The organism is Rickettsia sp. MAE-05, assembly GCF_057319745.1.
The window spans coordinates 113,645-129,136 of record NZ_JBLTIO010000002.1 but is presented as its reverse complement, the minus strand read 5'-3'; the positions used below and the strand labels follow the sequence as shown (position 1 = coordinate 129,136).

Below are 15,492 nucleotides of genomic sequence, written 5' to 3'. Positions count from 1 at the left end.
CGTAAGTATATTGCCTAAAAAGAATTTTTTGAGATAGAATGACAATAAGGTCTTTATTAAGTGTTGTATAAAACAAAAGCACCTTTTTAGGTAATTCCGAAATATAAAAAATTGTGTGGAATATTAAAAATTTTTCGGTATTATAAAAAAATTATAAATTTTTAAAAAATATATGAAGCTTATTATCTTATTATTTACTTTTTTATTTTCTATGTTTTCTTTTGGAGAAAGCGAAACTATTAAAGGAAAGCCTTTAAAATATGCAGCAAATAATGATTTTGAAAATAGACTAGATGAACAGGAACAAGAAATCAGAAGGCTAATCGGTAAAGTTGAGGTTTTACAGCATAAAATTGATATGCTAACGCAGAACTCAAATATTCCAAATCAAGAAGAAAATACTGAAGCTTTAGAAGCCGGTGATTCAAAAAAACAAGATGTTTTTGATATAGCTTTGCTTAAAGATATGCCGGATAATGCTCCTAAAAAACCTATTGCGGTTAATAAGGATATAGCTCCTGATAAGCAAGCTTACGATTTGGCTCTTGCTGCTTATAAAGATAATAAACTTACTGAAGCAAAAGATAAATTTAAAAATTTTATCCAAAAATATCCTAACAGTTCGCTAATTAGTAATGCTTATTTCTGGTATGGGGAATGCTTTTTTAAACAAAAAGACTATAACGGAGCAGCGGTTAACTATTTAAAAGGCTATAAAGAGTCGCCGAAAGGGACAAAGTCTTCTGATGGGTTATTGAAGTTAGCACTTTCCTTAGGCGAGCTAAAAAAGACGACAGAAGCCTGTAATATGCTTGCTAAGCTTGATAAGGAATTTCCAACTAATAGAACTGCCGCATCCAAGAAAATGGCAGAAGATGCTAAGATTAAATTTGGCTGTAAAAATAATAAAATATGACTGATATTTTAGATGAAGTACTGAGTGATCAAAATGAAGAAAAAAGGTTAATTTTTTTCAAAAAGCTTTTACCTATAATAATAATCATTTCTATAATAGCTATTACTATAATGGTTGTTATTAATAATAATAAGGATAAAAGAGTTAAAAATAACCAAAAAAACGGAGATATTCTTGTTAAGACTGTTGGTTTGGAAGCAACAAAAGATAATGAAGAATTAGCTTTTAATACTTTAGAGAATTTAGTTACTACTAGTAATACTAAAATTAAAGAAATAGCTGCATTAGAACAAGTAGCCATAAAGATTTCGGAAAAAAAATATTCAGAAGCGAAAGACCTGCTTAATAAAATTATTGAAAATAAAGAATATTCCGAAATTTCTACTTCTTATGCACGTATTTCATGGTGTGGTCTTGTTATTGATGATCAAAATCTAGATATTCAAGATAAAGAAAAATTGACAAAATATTTAAACTATTTTGATGACGAGAAAAAACCTTTTTGGGCTACGGCAACTATTATAAAAGCTATGTGGGATATTAAGAATAATATGAAACCGCAAGCAGAAAAAAATCTAAAAAATTTATTAATTTCAAATAATGTATCTGATCTAATAAAAGATCAGGCTAAAGCATTGCTTGTAAATTTAAATAAATAATAATTTGTACTTAAGGAAAAATATGACAAAAAAAATAGCACTTCTGTTATTACCTTTTATTTTAATTTCATGTAACGGGCTTGGACCAAAAAGGGTAAAAAATATTGTTGAGTTGACTCCTAAATTAGAAATTCAGACTAATGAGCCTATATATTTAGATTCTAATGCAAATATATATACATTTAATGCAAATATGCTTAAGAATAAACAGTATAGTTTTGCTAGAAGCAAAACGATTACCGAGCCGATTTTTATAGGCGATATGATTTATACATTAGATATTAGATCGAATATTTCTGCATTTTCTATAGAGAAAAATAAGATTATTTGGTCTTATAATTTAAGTAGACATAAAAAAGATAATTATATAGGCGGCGGAATTTTACACCATAACGGGAAATTATACGTAACATACGGTTCAAGGCTGTTAGTAGTACTAGATGCAAAATCAGGTTATGAAATAATTAGAAAAGAACTTCCGGATATTATTAGAATTAAGCCTATTGTGCTAGATGATAATACTGTCTTAGTGCAAACTATCAGTAATCAAACTATTGCTTTAAATGCAGAAACTTTAAAAACCATATGGGAACATGAAAGCCTAGCGGAAGTTTTATCGGCTAGTTATTTTATGACGCCGATAGTACAGCATGATAATGTAATAGTAACTTATAATTCCGGTCAAGTGCTTGCCTTAAATATAAAAAACGGTGAAGTAAGATGGAATTTTGAGTTTGCAAATCTTAATGATCGTACAGCTATACCGAATTTTGACGAATCAAGTATTTTATGTACCCCCGTTCATGATAATATGAATCTGTATATAGCGACCGGTCTTGGTAAGCTTATTAAGCTTAATATAGCAACTGGTAGTGTGATTTGGCAGGTAAATGCCGAGGATATTCAATCAATGTCTTTAATCGGTAATAGCCTATTTGTAACAAATAATGCTAGACAAATAGCAGCATTTAATCCTGAAACAGGGAAAGTAAAGTTTTTAGCTGATTTAAATGATGGAAAAGATCCTAAGAAACTAAAATCTGCTACTTTTTTAGTACCTTTTGTTGGAGTTGATAATAACAATAAGCGAAGTTTAAATGTTATTTCCGTTAACGGTGTTTTATATAGTTTTGATGTTGATAATAATGGATTAAACATGATGCCTCATATTGTCAAAATTATAAAAAATATTCGTTATTATGGGCTAATGGCAAATAATAATTTATATTTTTCTACCGATAGAAAAATAATATTCGGAAGTAAATAAATTATATTTAGCTTGACAGATAGCGGGTATTAATGCTATTAAATATGTTTCTTGATTCTTTAATTTTAAATTCTAATTAAAATAGATACTATTGTGAAAACTTACTCGGCAAAGCCATCGGAAATTGAAAAGAAATGGTGGGTCATAGACGCAAAAAATATTGTACTAGGACGACTCGCTAGCAGAGTTGCTAATATGCTGCGCGGTAAGCATAAACCTAGCTTTACACCTCATTTAGATTGTGGTGATAATATAATCATAATAAATGCAGAGCATGTAAAATTAACAGGTAAAAAAGCGAATCCCAAAGACGGAAAAATATATTACAGACATACAGGATTTCCAGGTGGGATAAAAGATACTACGGCAGGTAAAATCTTAAGCGGTAAACACCCTGAGAGAGTTATTAAAATGGCCGTAAAAAGAATGATTACAAGAAATACTTTAGGTGCTAAGCAAATGAGTAATTTGTATGTTTATGCAAATGGTGATCATCCTCATATGGCACAGCAACCTACTGTTTATGATTTTGCAAGCCAAAATCCAAAAAATAAAAAGTAATAGAATATGACCGAGTTAAAAATTAAAACAGAAAAAGTAGAAAAGCAGTTAACTAAAGAGCTTTTAAAACCGGTATTAAAAACTCCTAAAGAAAAAATAGATAATTCAGGCAAGTTTTATGCTACAGGTAAAAGAAAAAATGCTATAGCACGAGTATGGCTTAAAGTAGGAAAAGGAAAAATAGTTGTTAATAAAAAAACAATAGACCAGTATTTTCCTTCTGAAACTTATGTGAAAACTATCTTACAGCCGTTTGTCTTAACAAAAACTATTGATCAGTATGATGTAATTTGTACTGTTAGAGGTGGAGGAATTTCAGGACAAAAAGGTGCTATTTTACATGGAATTTCTAAAGCTTTAGATAAATCTGCTCCGGATTTTCATGCTATTTTGCGTAAAGGCGGTCTTTTAACGCGTGATTCTAGGGTAGTAGAGCGTAAGAAATACGGACAACGTAAAGCACGTAAGAAAACACAATTCTCTAAACGTTAAGATATTGGTCGTTGTTGCATGGCTTGAGAAACCTATTCAATGTCATTCCAGCAACGGCGGGAAGGTCTTGTTGTGCGGACTAGTTTTCCGTCATTGCGAGAAGAATTACGTAGTAATTCGACGAAGCAATCCAGTAAAAAATGCTAATCTTAGCATTTTTTTTATTGTTTTTCTGGATTGCCACGCAGTCTACGACTGCTCGCAACGATACCATGCGGGAATAAGATAAACAAGTCTATACGAGAACGCCTACGATCTTAATAAATTATATAAACACTTCTCCCCTGGCGGGGTAGCTCAGCTGGTTAGAGCGACGGAATCATAATCCGTGTGTCGGGGGTTCAAATCCCTCCCTCGCTACCATTTATTATCCCTTTTACTATATAACGTTATTAATAATTTAAAGCCAATAGCAAGTTACGGCATTGCCTAGAAAAAGTTTATATCGTCATTGCGAGCGACTAAAGGCGTTGTTGCACGGCTTAAAAAATGCCCTCGGTGTCATTTCCGCATAGGCGGGAATCCAGCATAAAGCGAGATAAATCGAGCTTTTAATTTCAAAAACTTGCTGTATTTATACTTTTTTTCTGGATTCCCGCCTATGCGGGAATGACATAAGCGAGCCATGCAACAAGGCTGCGACTAAAAGGAGCGTGGCAATCTAGGTTCTGTGAAGATCTCTAAAAAGATTTGATTTGCACTAAAAAATATCTCAAAATAACAAATCAATTAAAAACCTTTGCAAAGCCTAGCATTTTATGAAATTGATTTTAACAAGTTTAATTTTTATATTTATGAGTTCTCTTCCAATATATGCTAAATCCTTACCTAAAGGGTTCGTGTATCTGAAAGATATCGACCCTACAATTATTCAAAATATGCGTTATTATTCATATGAAAATTTTGTTGGTAAAAAGGTAGATGGTTATAAAGCACCAGAAGCAATTTTAACCATAGAAGCTGCTAAGGCTCTTAAAGCAGTACAAGCTGAGATAAAAAAAGATGGTTATTCACTTATTATATATGACGCATATAGACCGCAAAAAGCTGTACAACATTTTTTAAGATGGAGCAAAGATAATATTGATCAAAAAAATAAGGAAAGCTTTTACCCATATATAGATAAGTCTAAATGTTTTACACTAGGTTATATAGCTGAAAAATCCAGTCATAGTAGGGGTAGTACTGTAGATTTATCAATAATAAAGCTTCAGAAGGAAGTTAATAATAATCCAAAAGTCATTAAGAGAAAATTGAAAGATGAACGTGTTATATCCTATTTAGATGATAATACGGTAGATATGTATACTTCTTTTGATTTATTTGATGAAGCTTCACATCATGACAGTAAATTAATTGATAAACAATATTTAGAAAAACGTAATTATTTACGTTCTAAGATGCAAAAACATAATTTTAAAGCATGTCAGATTGAGTGGTGGCATTATACACTTGAAGATGAGCTTTATAAAGATCAATATTTTAACTTTGATATAGAATAGACTTCCTGCATAAATCACTTCTAAAGGTAATTTGTACGTCGAGCCGGTACTCGAATCCTCACGTACTATAGTGTACGCTGCGGTTCGAGGTGAAGTATCTCCTTCAAATTCCTCTTTATAAGATGATTTATGCAGGAAGTCTAATAAAAAACTATGACAGTATTAAGCAAAAAAAGATGTATTCCGTGTGAGGGTGGTATTCCGCCGCTTGAGAAAAAAGAAATTGATAAGTTATTAGTTCAATTACAAAGTAAGTGGCAAGTGAATGAATTAGGGCATCTTTATAAAAAATATAAATTTCCTAATTTTGTAAAAGCTATGGAATTTGCAAATAAGATAACTGAAATTGCAGAGCAGGAAGCACATCATCCCGATTTAACTATATCTTGGGGAGCATGTAGTGTGGAAATATGGACTCATAAAATCGACGGTCTTACTGAAAGTGACTTTATATTGGCTGCAAAGATAGAAAGTATTAATTCTTAAGTGAAAAGAATAATAGCAAAAATCACACAAGTATCAACAGCTAAACGATGATTTCTTATTAAATTAATTGAATTATAACAATATTCTTAATAATAAGACATGTTTATAATAAACATAAGGTAACGTTATGCCAACTTATCATATTAAATTTTTACCAAATATAGTTAATTTAATCGGTTATTTTTGTAGACTTGTTTTATTACCAAATTTAATATCAGCTGATTCTAGTGAAAATAGTTATGACCAAAGCCTTGATAGAAATAAGGTATATTCTGTACATTTAAAACCTTTTTCTAATAGTTCTATATATTTTTTAGATGAGCAGCCTGATCATACCTTCGTACATATTGCTGATAAAAAATATATTTTATGTGGATTGGTTAGAGAGCTAAAATTTGCGTTTGAAGATATAAATTCATGGTTTTTAATGCCGGAAGCTCAAATTGATACGGTTAATTGGGAAGCTGAAACAACAACAAATCACTGTCTAAGTAATTTTATTATAAACTTATTTCATATAAAAGAAGTAAAAGATTTTATTGCTAATATAACTATATCTAACCTAGCAAACGTATTTACTGCACATATAATCGGTGATAATAATTATAGCCTAATAAAGAATGATAGTACATATTATATGGTTGAATCTAGTTGCAATAAAGATATTAGTTTATTGTCTAGAGGAACAAATGAGTGTGCTGTATTTACTTTAGGCAATGATACGGATATCTCATTATTTAGTGCTATAAATGAATTAATTGAAGGTGATAGAGAGGTAAATAGTGCTGCTACAAGTAATTTTGTTATCTATATTACAGCAATAACATTAAGTATATTAGGCATAAGATATGTAGCTAATAAAATTAAGGTACATATAAGTCCGGATCACTATGATAATAATGACCAGCATAATGTATGTCTAGGTCAAATAGAGGATCAAGAGGCTCTAAATAATTAAGTATACTCGTTTAATTTGAAAAATTGGCTATGTTATCCTTTGCTGATAATCCTCACATACTAGTATGTACGCTGCGTTTATCAGCTTCAAGATGCCTTGCTCTTTTCCAAATTAAACTTCGTCTACCAACTCTTCATTTATGAGAGGTATATATAAAATTTTTACTGAATTAATGATTCAAATTCTTTTACGACGGCTTGATAAAGTTTCCGTTTGAAAGGAATTATAATAGATAATAGTTCGTCAAGTGATGCCCAACGCCATTGGTCAAATTCCGGATTAGAGGTATTTATATTAATATCTTCGTTATTTCCAGTAAATCTAATTAAAAACCAGCGTTGTTTTTGTCCGCGAAAATTACCGTTCCACAATTTAGGTATTAAAAAGCTCGGTACATCATAACTATACCAGCATTTGCTTTCGGCAATAATATATCCTTTATCGCTTCCTATTTCTTCTAACATCTCACGCATTGCTGCAATACTTGGGGTTTCGCCGGGAACTATCCCACCTTGCGGCATTTGCCATGCAGATATTTTTGTATCTATTCTTTTACCGACGAATATATGGTTATCGGCATTTAATATCATCATGCCGACTCCTGGTCTATATGGTAAATCAAGATGTTTTTTGGAAGAATTTCTCATTATTTTTTTACTTTAAAAAATCAATTATAATTTTACTACTTTATTTTTACCCGTTGTTTTAGCTTCATACATAGCTTTGTCAGCACGTTCAATGAAAGATTCTATTGATTCTTCTTTTTTATATTCCGTAACTCCAATTGAAATAGTTTTTTTTAAAGGTTCAATTTGATCTTCAATGTGAAAATCCATATATTCTATTTTAGCTCTAACTCTCTCCGCAGTTTCAATTGCTTTAGAAATATCTATATCCGTTAAAAGTATAGTAAATTCTTCACCGCCGAATCTTGCTATTAAGTCTGTTACTCTAAGAGTATTCTTCAAAATACGGGATACAATCGTTAAAACCTTATCGCCTGCTTGATGACCGTAAGTATCGTTTACGTGTTTAAAATTGTCGATATCGCACATAAGTAAATATAATTTAATACTTTCTTTATTAGCTTTCTCAATCATTTGTTTGAGGTGTATATCGAAATAGCGACGATTAAATAAGCCGGTTAAGCCGTCTTTAGCTGCTAAATTAACACTTTGTTCAAGGTCATTACGTAGATTATCTTGATATTGCTTACGCCTTAATTGTGTTCTAATTCTAGCAAGTAATTCGCTTTCCTCTATAGGATAAACGAAATAATCATTAATACCGAGTTCAATACCTTTCACAACTAAAGGCATCCCGTCTTCATCAATTTGTAAAATTATTACCACGCCGCTTATTTCTGCTTTACCTCTTAAAATAACACTGATTCTCAAAGGATCTTCATTTTCGAGCGTACTACTGATAATTACTAAATCGGGTGTATATTCATTTATAATATCTAATTCATCGGAATTACTTATTACCTTTACGTTTTGGGTAATCTTAAGTAACATTTGTTTTATATTTTTAGCTTGTACCACATCATCATTAATTAGTAATATTTTTTTATCTGCAAAAGTGTCATGCATTTCGATATTTGTTACGCCTAATAATGCATTAGTGCTATTACGAAGCTTTAACTCATCAATTAAGCTTTTCATTCTAGATAGCGATTTAAGTCTTACAAATAGAGCAGTATCGTTAATAGGCTTTGTTAAAAACTCATCAGCCCCTGCCTCAAGACCTTTAACTCGATCATCAATATCAGAAAGTGCAGTTACCATTACGACCGGTATATGAGTAGTTTCCGGATCGTTTTTTATCGTTTTACATACCTCAAATCCATCCATTTCCGGCATCATAACATCAAGTAGTATAATATCAATTTTGCCTTTTTTAAGAATTGCTAGTGCTTCTTTGCCGCTATTTGCAGTAAGAACCGTATAATACTCTTTTAAAAGTTTGGCTGTTAGTAACTTAATATTGGTTTCTATATCATCTACTACTAATATTGTGGTCATAAGATTAAATTCTTGTTTTTAAAGGAAATAATTTGTATATTTATACTTTAATTTTAAGTCTTAAATGTATAATATATGAAAATTTCAGCAAATTCAATTAGAACAGGTAACATATTAGTTTATAATAATGATTTATGGGTTGTAAGCAAAACACCGGAACATACTCAACCAGGGAAAGGTGGAGCTTATGTACAAGTTGAGATGAAAAATTTAAAAACAGGTACAAAGCGTAACGATAGATTTAGCTCTTCCGATTATTTAGAAAAAGCCGAACTTGAACAAAAAGACTATCAATTTTTATATTTTGAAGGTGATGATTTAGTATTGATGGATACCAAACATTTTGAACAAATAAATGTTTCCAAGGAAATTTTAGAAGAAAAATTACCTTTCTTAACTGAAAATATGATTGTTAAAGTCGAATTTTATAATGAGAAGCCTTTAAATATTGAGCTTCCTCCAACTGTTATACTTGAAATTAATGAAACTGATCCGGTAATAAAAGGAGCAACCGCTACCGCTTCTTATAAACCGGCAATTTTAGAAAACGGTATTAAAGTTAAGGTCCCGCAATATTTAGAAGTAGGAGAAAAAATTGTTGTTAAAACTGATGATATGACATATGTCGAAAGGGCAAAGTAAGTTTAATGTCATTCCTGCGAAAGCAGGAATCCAAAAAAAAGTATAAATATAACAAGTTTTTAAAACTAAAAGCTCGCTTTATAATGGATTCCTGCTTTCGCAGGAATGACATCGAGTAGATTTTTCGATCCATGCAACAACGTCGATTTATCCACGGTATGACGCTGTAATAAATTAACTATTAAAATAAAATGCAACCTATAACTAATTTATTAATTAATGCCCTGCGTAAAGCAGTTAAGTTTTTGCATAGAGATTTTTTAGAACTCGAAATGCTGCAAAAAAATTCTGTAAGAAACGAAGAATTTTGTAAGCGATCCTATTTAAGATTAAAAACTTTATTATGTGAAGAATTACAAAAACATACACAATATTTATTTTTTCCAGAGGATCAATTCGATTTAAATAATAATTATGAGAGTGTCTTTTTAATTAATCCTATAGATAGCCCAAATAATTTCGCCAGAAGCATACCTTTTTTTGCGATATCCGTAACTTATTTAAAAAGGAATCAAGAAGGTTTAACTCCTACTTCTACAGTAATATATTTTCCTGCTCTTAATGAAATTTATTATGCTGAAAAAGGTAAAGGAGCTTGGATAGAAAAAAATAATTTAAACTCTAATTATCAAGGATTAAGACTTAGAGTTTCCGATAATGCTGATTTAAAAAACTGTTTAGCAATTATTGAAGGTTTAAATCATAATGATTTGGAGGAGATAGAGGTAGATAATATTAGATCTTTTGGCTCTCCTTGCTACGGAGCTACGCTTGTAGCATCAGGTAAAGCGGATTTAATATGTTTATCATTATTAAATTTTACATTATATTATGCATTTGAGCTTCTTATTAAGGAAGCAGGCGGGATAATTATAGATTCTAACGATAAATTTATATATTCAAATCGTTATATTACTAAGAAACTTAAAAAATATTAGAGGTTATATGTATCAGTTATTTTAATTGATAATTAAAGAGATTTTATAGCGAAAATTAATAAGATTTTAGAAGGAATAGTAGTTCCTATTTCAAGAAAATCTTATAATTTGTAGCAAAAAAGCATTTAATTAGCTTTAAAGTAACTGATACAGTAACCTCTTGGACTGAAATTATTTTAGATTTGCATTTTTATTGTTAGAATATAATAATATTAATATAATTATTAATTCATAAAGTTATGGCACATTATAAAGAGTTTGAATTTGACTGCGATTTTGGTGGACAAAGAGCCAAGTTTAAGTTTTATATAGGTACGCCTCAAGAAGGGCATCATCCGCTACAATTTCAAGCAAAATGGTTATCTGACGAAAGAGGTGGTACTATTCCTGATGAGGTTATGAAAGCAATATCACAGCTAAATGATCTTGCCAAAAAAAACGGTGTTCCACTTCCAGATTTATGCGTATATGCTCTTGGTTCTGCTCAAGAAGCCCAGACTACACCTCAAGAAGAAGATGAAGATGAGAGTGAGAACCAAGAGGATAAAGCAGAGCAGGCATAGTTAAAAATAATAAGGAGATTCATAGAGATTAAAATGAAACAATATAATGATTTATTTAAAATTATTCACCGCGAAGGATATATATTTATTGCTAGCTTTGCATTAGTAAGTTTTTTATTAGCATCATTTAATGAAAAACTTGGCTGTATTGGATTTATCACTACTGCTTGGTGTATTTATTTTTTCCGTAATCCTGATCGCTTTGTGCCTATAAGTGATGATCTGGTAATAAGTCCTGCAGACGGAATAATTCAAGAAATTAAGGAAGCATTGCCGCCCCCGGAATTAGGTCTTGGTGATGTGGAAATGATTAGAGTTAGTATTTTTCTAAATATTTTTAATGTCCATGTTAATAGAATCCCGGCAAACGGAAAAATTTTAGCACTTCATTATAATCCTGGAAAGTTTTTTAATGCTTCACTTGATAAAGCTAGTATTTATAATGAGCGTCAATCAGTATTAATGGAAACTGATCAAGGGCAGAAAATCGTTTTTGTTCAAATAGCAGGACTTATAGCAAGGCGTATAGTTTGTGATTTAGAAGAGGGAAATGAAGTTAAAACGGGCGAGCGATACGGTATAATTCGTTTCGGTAGCAGAGTAGATGTTTATCTACCGTTGAAAACAGCTTTATTAGTGAGTAAAGGGCAGACTGCTATAGGTGGTGAAACTATCATTGCTGATTTTGGACGTAAAAAGTCGGCAGAATTTAAGTTTGAGAGAAGATAGTTAAATATCATACCGTGGGCTTGACCAGCGTTGTTGTGTGGATCGATTCCACCATCTTGTCATTCCGCGAGCTTGTAGCGGGATCCAGTAAAAATACCAGTATTTTTTATTGTTTTTATGGATACCGTGGTCAAGCCACGGTATGACACTTGGGAGTATAAAAATTGTTAAAAATTCGTAAATCTATAATAACTAAGCCTGTACCTCTAATAAAATTAATTCCCAACTTTATTACGTTGCTTGGTTTAGTAACCGGTATGAGTTCTATAAAATTTGCTTTGGATAGCAGATGGGAGCTTGCGGTATATTGCATTATAGTAGCGGCAATTATTGACGGTATCGACGGTAGAATAGCAAGGATGCTAAATGCAGCTAGCCCATTTGGTGCAGAGCTTGATTCATTATGCGATTTTGCTAATTTCGGTATAGCTCCTGCTTATTTAATATATTTATGGTCTTTTCAGCAATATGAATATAAGGTATTTTCATCAGCAGTAATGCTATTATTTATAGTGTGTATGGCCTTGCGTTTAGCTCGCTTTAACGTTGGTATTTATCAACCGAAACAAGATAAAAAAACTGAATATTTTTTTACCGGTGTACCTGCCCCATGCGGTGCTTTACTTGCTTTAACGCCTGTAATGATAGATTTTGAAATCGGTACGTTATTAAATATTAATACCCGTACTCACACTATAACAATTAATATATATTTAGCTATTATAGCTTTTCTACTTGCTAGTAGGCTTCCTACAATCTCAACAAAAAATTTGAGTATTAAACCTGAATATTTATCGCTTGCAATGATTTTAGTTGCTATTGTTATTATAAATCTTATCATATATCCATGGTATTCACTACCGTTAATTGCAGTTATATATATTCTTTCTATACCAATTTGTTATTTTTTTAAACATAGAGGGTATTGGTAAAGTTAATTATGCCGAGTGTATTACAACAAGCTATCGACAAATATAAACATCATCCATTTACTAAATGTGTAATTATTATAGCCTTAATAATATTTATTTATTTGGGATATAAAATTTATGTTTGGGCAAATACACAATCCACGGATAATGCTTACATAGATGCAGATATTTCAAATGTTAGTGCTGAAGTTAGCGGTGTTTTAACAAAGTTATTTGTTACCGATAATACTAAAGTTAATAAAGGCGATCTGATAGGAGAAATTGACGATAGAGATTATAAGGCAAAGCTTGCAGCACTTGAAGCATCTATTGAAGCTTGCATAAAAAATATAGAAATTATAGAGCAAAAAATCTCAATAGGGCAGATTAGCTTAGAGCAGGCGGCTGAAAAATTAAAGCTTACTAAAATAAGCTTTGATATTGTTTCAACAGATTTTACTAGAGTGCAGGAATTAAATAAGGCAAAATTTGCTAGCTCTAAAACGTTAGATGATTCTAAAAACGCATATCAAAAAGCCAAAACGGATTATAAACAAGTACAGTTAGATTTAGATATATCTAAGCAAAATTTACAACTTCTTGAGCTTGAAAAAGCAGCAGAACAGGAAAAATTTAAAGAGCTAACGGAAAACAAAAAAGTAACGTTAAGGAGCTTACAAAATACTAAACTTATTGCTATGGTACCCGGTATATTCGGTAATAGTAGTTTAGAAGTCGGAAATTATATAGTACCGGGTAGGGCGTTATTTTCTATAGTTCAAGATAATACTATGTATATTCAGGCTAATTTTAAAGAAACGCAAATTAAGAAATTTAAGTCCGGCATGAAAGTCAAAATTGAATTTGATGCTTTGCCTAAAAAAATAATTTACGGGAAGATTCGTAATATCGCTCCTGCTACCGGTTCTAAATTTAGTTTAATCCCACCCGATAATGCTACAGGTAATTTTACTAAAATCGTACAACGTGTCCCTGTCTTAATAGATTTTGAGTCCCCAAATGCTAATCTAGTCCCCGGCATGTCAGCAATAGTATCAATCAGAACTGATCAAAGTACGTAATTTTTGTTAAAAAATAGCAATAATTATTCTATTATAAGCTGCATATTTACTTATTACTTAAAAAGCTATATAATATCAGTAATACCAAAAGTAATAATTAATATGCAAAGATACTTAGATCCTACAAATGATAGTTTATTTAAAAAAATCTTTCGTGATTTAGAAAGGTTAAAGGAATTTATCAATGCAGTTCTTGAATTACCTGAGGGGTTTAGAATTAAAGAAATAGAATTTATACCTGTAGAGCAAGTACCTATTATTGATAAAGGGAAAAAAAGCATATTTGATTTAAAGGTTAAAGATGAAGCCGGTAGCTGGTATATAATTGAGATGCAAAAAAGAAATGAAAGCGTTTACTTAAAAAGAGTGCAATATTATTCGGCTCATTCATACGCACAGCAACTGACTAAAGGAATAAAGCATAAAGATTTAGGTCGTGCCTCCGTATTGCAGTTTAGAGTAAATAGTCTATAATCCTCAAACAGTAATAAGAGAGAATTATAGTTAAGGAGTTATGGCAAAAATAGATGTTAAGTGTAGATATTGTAACAACACAGAAGAAGTAATAAAGTCAGGATATTCAATTTCAAAACAACAGAGATATCAATGCAAGCGGTGTAATCGATATTTTCAATTGGAGTATATTAATAATGCATCTAAGCCTGGAGTTAAGGAGCAAATAGTAGAAATGTCAATCAACGGCTCTGGAGTTAGAGATACAGTAAGAGTATTAAAAGTGGGTATCAATACAGTTATCCGTGTTTTAAAAAAATCTAGTATTAAAAACAATAAATCATTCTATCAGTACAACAGAAGTAATTATTGCTCCTGAGATAGATGAACAATGGTCTTATGTACAGAATAAATCCAGACAACGATGGCTTTGGTATGCCTTGGATAAGATTTCGTTAAAAGTAGTTGCTTATACGTTTGGTACAAGATGTGATAGCACATTAGAATCATTACTGAAAAAACTAGAGAATTTCAAGGTGACTTTTTACTATACAGATGGATGGGGGAGTTATGCTAGGTTATTAGACCCTAAAAAGCATATTATCAGTAAAAAATACACTCAACGGATAGAACGAAGTAACTTGAACCTTAGAACGAGATGCAAGAGGCTTGCACGTAAGACAATCTGCTTTTCCAAGTCATTGGATATTCATGATAAGGTTATTGGTACTCTTATTGAACGTATAGCTTTTTAATAGGCGTAACTGCAATATGGAGGCATGACCAAGATTTATTACCGGTAATAGTTATTTCGCTTATTAAGACTAAAATGTTTGACGACGAAGTACCTTGTATAAGTCTTCATAAAATGCTTGAAACTAAAACAAATAAGCAATATTTATTTGATTTTTCCTATGTATTTATAGAGCTTAAAAAGTTTGATAAAGATAAGTTTGATAATACTATAGATGAGTGGCTACATTTATTTAAGTGTGCAGAAAACGAAACTAGTCCACCTGCAAATATAAAGAGCGAGAAAGTATTAGATGCGTATAATGTAATAGAAATGCACAACCTCACGCCCGAAGAATACGACGCCTATATAAGAGCAAAATTAATGGAAGATGCCGAGGAAATAGCTTTAGAAGAAAAGTTTGAAAAAGGTAAAGCAGAGGGTAAAGCAGAATTAATACAAATGATGCTAAAACAAGGTAAAAATGTTCAGCAAATAATAGAGTTCACAGGATTATCTAAAGAAGAAATAGAACAGCTAAAAGCAGAAATAGAAAATTCTAAAGCTAGTTGATTA

17 protein-coding genes, 1 tRNA gene and 3 pseudogenes are annotated in these 15,492 nt (G+C 31.2%); 18 read left to right on the top strand and 3 right to left on the bottom strand.

The genetic code is table 11. The features are described 5' to 3' along the window. Positions 1–172 precede the first annotated feature (172 nt). The 7 genes from ybgF to ACNFN7_RS04250 all read left to right on the top strand — a co-directional run bounded on the left by ybgF (position 173) and on the right by ACNFN7_RS04250 (position 5,397). The gene (gene ybgF / locus ACNFN7_RS04280; RefSeq protein ID WP_485440985.1) at positions 173–916 is read left to right on the top strand and encodes a tol-pal system protein YbgF; all 744 of its coding nucleotides are present in this window, start codon (positions 173–175) and stop codon (positions 914–916) included. Continuing rightward, positions 913–1,575 (top strand): DUF2659 family protein, encoded by a 663-nt coding sequence (locus ACNFN7_RS04275; RefSeq protein ID WP_011271310.1) that lies wholly within the window; start codon positions 913–915, stop codon positions 1,573–1,575. The genes ybgF and ACNFN7_RS04275 overlap by 4 nt, the downstream gene beginning before the upstream one ends. A gap of 22 nt (positions 1,576–1,597) precedes the next feature. Next, positions 1,598–2,842 (top strand): outer membrane protein assembly factor BamB, encoded by a 1,245-nt coding sequence (locus tag ACNFN7_RS04270; protein WP_485440984.1) that lies wholly within the window; start codon positions 1,598–1,600, stop codon positions 2,840–2,842. Positions 2,843–2,935: 93 nt separating this feature from the next. After that, a complete protein-coding gene (rplM, locus tag ACNFN7_RS04265) occupies positions 2,936–3,403 on the top strand; it encodes a 50S ribosomal protein L13 (protein ID WP_041078837.1) in 468 nt (155 codons plus the stop codon). Positions 3,404–3,409: 6 nt separating this feature from the next. Next, positions 3,410–3,895, top strand: a complete 486-nt coding sequence (rpsI, locus tag ACNFN7_RS04260) for a 30S ribosomal protein S9 (RefSeq protein ID WP_041078838.1) — start codon at positions 3,410–3,412, stop codon at positions 3,893–3,895. A gap of 286 nt (positions 3,896–4,181) precedes the next feature. Further along, positions 4,182–4,258: transfer RNA gene (locus ACNFN7_RS04255), tRNA-Met, on the top strand. Positions 4,259–4,653: 395 nt separating this feature from the next. Continuing rightward, a complete protein-coding gene (locus tag ACNFN7_RS04250; RefSeq protein WP_485440983.1) occupies positions 4,654–5,397 on the top strand; it encodes a M15 family metallopeptidase in 744 nt (247 codons plus the stop codon). Here the strand turns inward: ACNFN7_RS04250 and ACNFN7_RS04245 are convergent. After that, a pseudogene (locus ACNFN7_RS04245) lies at positions 5,395–5,541 on the bottom strand (palindromic element RPE1 domain-containing protein); the annotation flags it as partial. The gene ACNFN7_RS04250 and the pseudogene ACNFN7_RS04245 sit on opposite strands and share 3 nt — an antisense overlap. 9 nt (positions 5,542–5,550) lie before the next feature. On the opposite strand from ACNFN7_RS04245, the gene ACNFN7_RS04240 reads away from it, so the two are divergent. Together ACNFN7_RS04240 and ACNFN7_RS04235 are read left to right on the top strand one after the other, a co-directional pair. Beyond that, positions 5,551–5,883, top strand: a complete 333-nt coding sequence (locus ACNFN7_RS04240; RefSeq protein ID WP_485440982.1) for a 4a-hydroxytetrahydrobiopterin dehydratase — start codon at positions 5,551–5,553, stop codon at positions 5,881–5,883. Positions 5,884–6,010: 127 nt separating this feature from the next. After that, positions 6,011–6,301, top strand: a pseudogene (locus tag ACNFN7_RS04235) (hypothetical protein); the annotation flags it as partial. Positions 6,302–7,002: 701 nt separating this feature from the next. Here ACNFN7_RS04235 and ACNFN7_RS04230 read toward each other — a convergent pair. After that, positions 7,003–7,488 carry an RNA pyrophosphohydrolase gene (locus tag ACNFN7_RS04230; protein ID WP_008580323.1) on the bottom strand — a complete coding sequence of 162 codons (486 nt, stop codon included), beginning with the start codon at positions 7,486–7,488 and terminating at the stop codon, positions 7,003–7,005. A gap of 24 nt (positions 7,489–7,512) precedes the next feature. Next, positions 7,513–8,865, bottom strand: a complete 1,353-nt coding sequence (locus tag ACNFN7_RS04225; RefSeq protein ID WP_485440981.1) for a PleD family two-component system response regulator — start codon at positions 8,863–8,865, stop codon at positions 7,513–7,515. A gap of 75 nt (positions 8,866–8,940) precedes the next feature. Between ACNFN7_RS04225 and efp the strand changes: the two genes are divergently transcribed. From efp to ACNFN7_RS04180, 9 genes and pseudogenes are all read left to right on the top strand, one after another. Then, positions 8,941–9,507 (top strand): elongation factor P, encoded by a 567-nt coding sequence (gene efp / locus ACNFN7_RS04220; protein WP_485440980.1) that lies wholly within the window; start codon positions 8,941–8,943, stop codon positions 9,505–9,507. Positions 9,508–9,698: 191 nt separating this feature from the next. Continuing rightward, a complete protein-coding gene (locus tag ACNFN7_RS04215) occupies positions 9,699–10,445 on the top strand; it encodes an inositol monophosphatase family protein (protein ID WP_485440979.1) in 747 nt (248 codons plus the stop codon). A gap of 239 nt (positions 10,446–10,684) precedes the next feature. Continuing rightward, positions 10,685–11,008: a DUF2610 domain-containing protein gene (locus tag ACNFN7_RS04210; RefSeq protein WP_485440978.1), complete on the top strand. Its 324-nt coding sequence runs from the start codon at positions 10,685–10,687 to the stop codon at positions 11,006–11,008. Positions 11,009–11,041: 33 nt separating this feature from the next. Next, positions 11,042–11,737, top strand: coding sequence for a phosphatidylserine decarboxylase (locus tag ACNFN7_RS04205; protein ID WP_485440977.1), 696 nt, complete (start codon positions 11,042–11,044; stop codon positions 11,735–11,737). Between the two features lie 164 nt (positions 11,738–11,901). Then, positions 11,902–12,669 carry a CDP-alcohol phosphatidyltransferase family protein gene (locus ACNFN7_RS04200; protein WP_008580317.1) on the top strand — a complete coding sequence of 256 codons (768 nt, stop codon included), beginning with the start codon at positions 11,902–11,904 and terminating at the stop codon, positions 12,667–12,669. A gap of 8 nt (positions 12,670–12,677) precedes the next feature. Further along, positions 12,678–13,730: an HlyD family secretion protein gene (locus ACNFN7_RS04195; protein ID WP_485440976.1), complete on the top strand. Its 1,053-nt coding sequence runs from the start codon at positions 12,678–12,680 to the stop codon at positions 13,728–13,730. A 102-nt stretch (positions 13,731–13,832) separates the two neighbouring features. Continuing rightward, a complete protein-coding gene (locus ACNFN7_RS04190) occupies positions 13,833–14,204 on the top strand; it encodes an Rpn family recombination-promoting nuclease/putative transposase (RefSeq protein ID WP_485440975.1) in 372 nt (123 codons plus the stop codon). Positions 14,205–14,244: 40 nt separating this feature from the next. Next, positions 14,245–14,938, top strand: a pseudogene (locus tag ACNFN7_RS04185) (IS1 family transposase). After that, the gene (locus ACNFN7_RS04180; protein WP_485441235.1) at positions 14,938–15,489 is read left to right on the top strand and encodes a PD-(D/E)XK nuclease family transposase; all 552 of its coding nucleotides are present in this window, start codon (positions 14,938–14,940) and stop codon (positions 15,487–15,489) included. Before ACNFN7_RS04185 ends, ACNFN7_RS04180 begins: the two are co-directional and overlap by 1 nt. Positions 15,490–15,492 lie beyond the last annotated feature (3 nt).

Bases quoted from the DNA above. Each gene is read 5' to 3' on its own strand.
- ACNFN7_RS04210 (WP_485440978.1), top strand. From the start codon at position 10,685: ATGGCACATTATAAAGAGTTTGAATTTGACTGCGATTTTGGTGGACAA.
- ACNFN7_RS04250 (WP_485440983.1), top strand. From the start codon at position 4,654: ATGAAATTGATTTTAACAAGTTTAATTTTTATATTTATGAGTTCTCTT.
- ACNFN7_RS04215 (WP_485440979.1), top strand. From the start codon at position 9,699: ATGCAACCTATAACTAATTTATTAATTAATGCCCTGCGTAAAGCAGTT.
- rpsI (WP_041078838.1), top strand. From the start codon at position 3,410: ATGACCGAGTTAAAAATTAAAACAGAAAAAGTAGAAAAGCAGTTAACT.
- ACNFN7_RS04225 (WP_485440981.1), bottom strand. From the start codon at position 8,865: ATGACCACAATATTAGTAGTAGATGATATAGAAACCAATATTAAGTTA.
- ybgF (WP_485440985.1), top strand. From the start codon at position 173: ATGAAGCTTATTATCTTATTATTTACTTTTTTATTTTCTATGTTTTCT.
- ACNFN7_RS04230 (WP_008580323.1), bottom strand. From the start codon at position 7,488: ATGAGAAATTCTTCCAAAAAACATCTTGATTTACCATATAGACCAGGA.
- ACNFN7_RS04240 (WP_485440982.1), top strand. From the start codon at position 5,551: ATGACAGTATTAAGCAAAAAAAGATGTATTCCGTGTGAGGGTGGTATT.
- ACNFN7_RS04190 (WP_485440975.1), top strand. From the start codon at position 13,833: ATGCAAAGATACTTAGATCCTACAAATGATAGTTTATTTAAAAAAATC.
- ACNFN7_RS04195 (WP_485440976.1), top strand. From the start codon at position 12,678: ATGCCGAGTGTATTACAACAAGCTATCGACAAATATAAACATCATCCA.
- ACNFN7_RS04275 (WP_011271310.1), top strand. From the start codon at position 913: ATGACTGATATTTTAGATGAAGTACTGAGTGATCAAAATGAAGAAAAA.
- ACNFN7_RS04270 (WP_485440984.1), top strand. From the start codon at position 1,598: ATGACAAAAAAAATAGCACTTCTGTTATTACCTTTTATTTTAATTTCA.
- efp (WP_485440980.1), top strand. From the start codon at position 8,941: ATGAAAATTTCAGCAAATTCAATTAGAACAGGTAACATATTAGTTTAT.
- ACNFN7_RS04205 (WP_485440977.1), top strand. From the start codon at position 11,042: ATGAAACAATATAATGATTTATTTAAAATTATTCACCGCGAAGGATAT.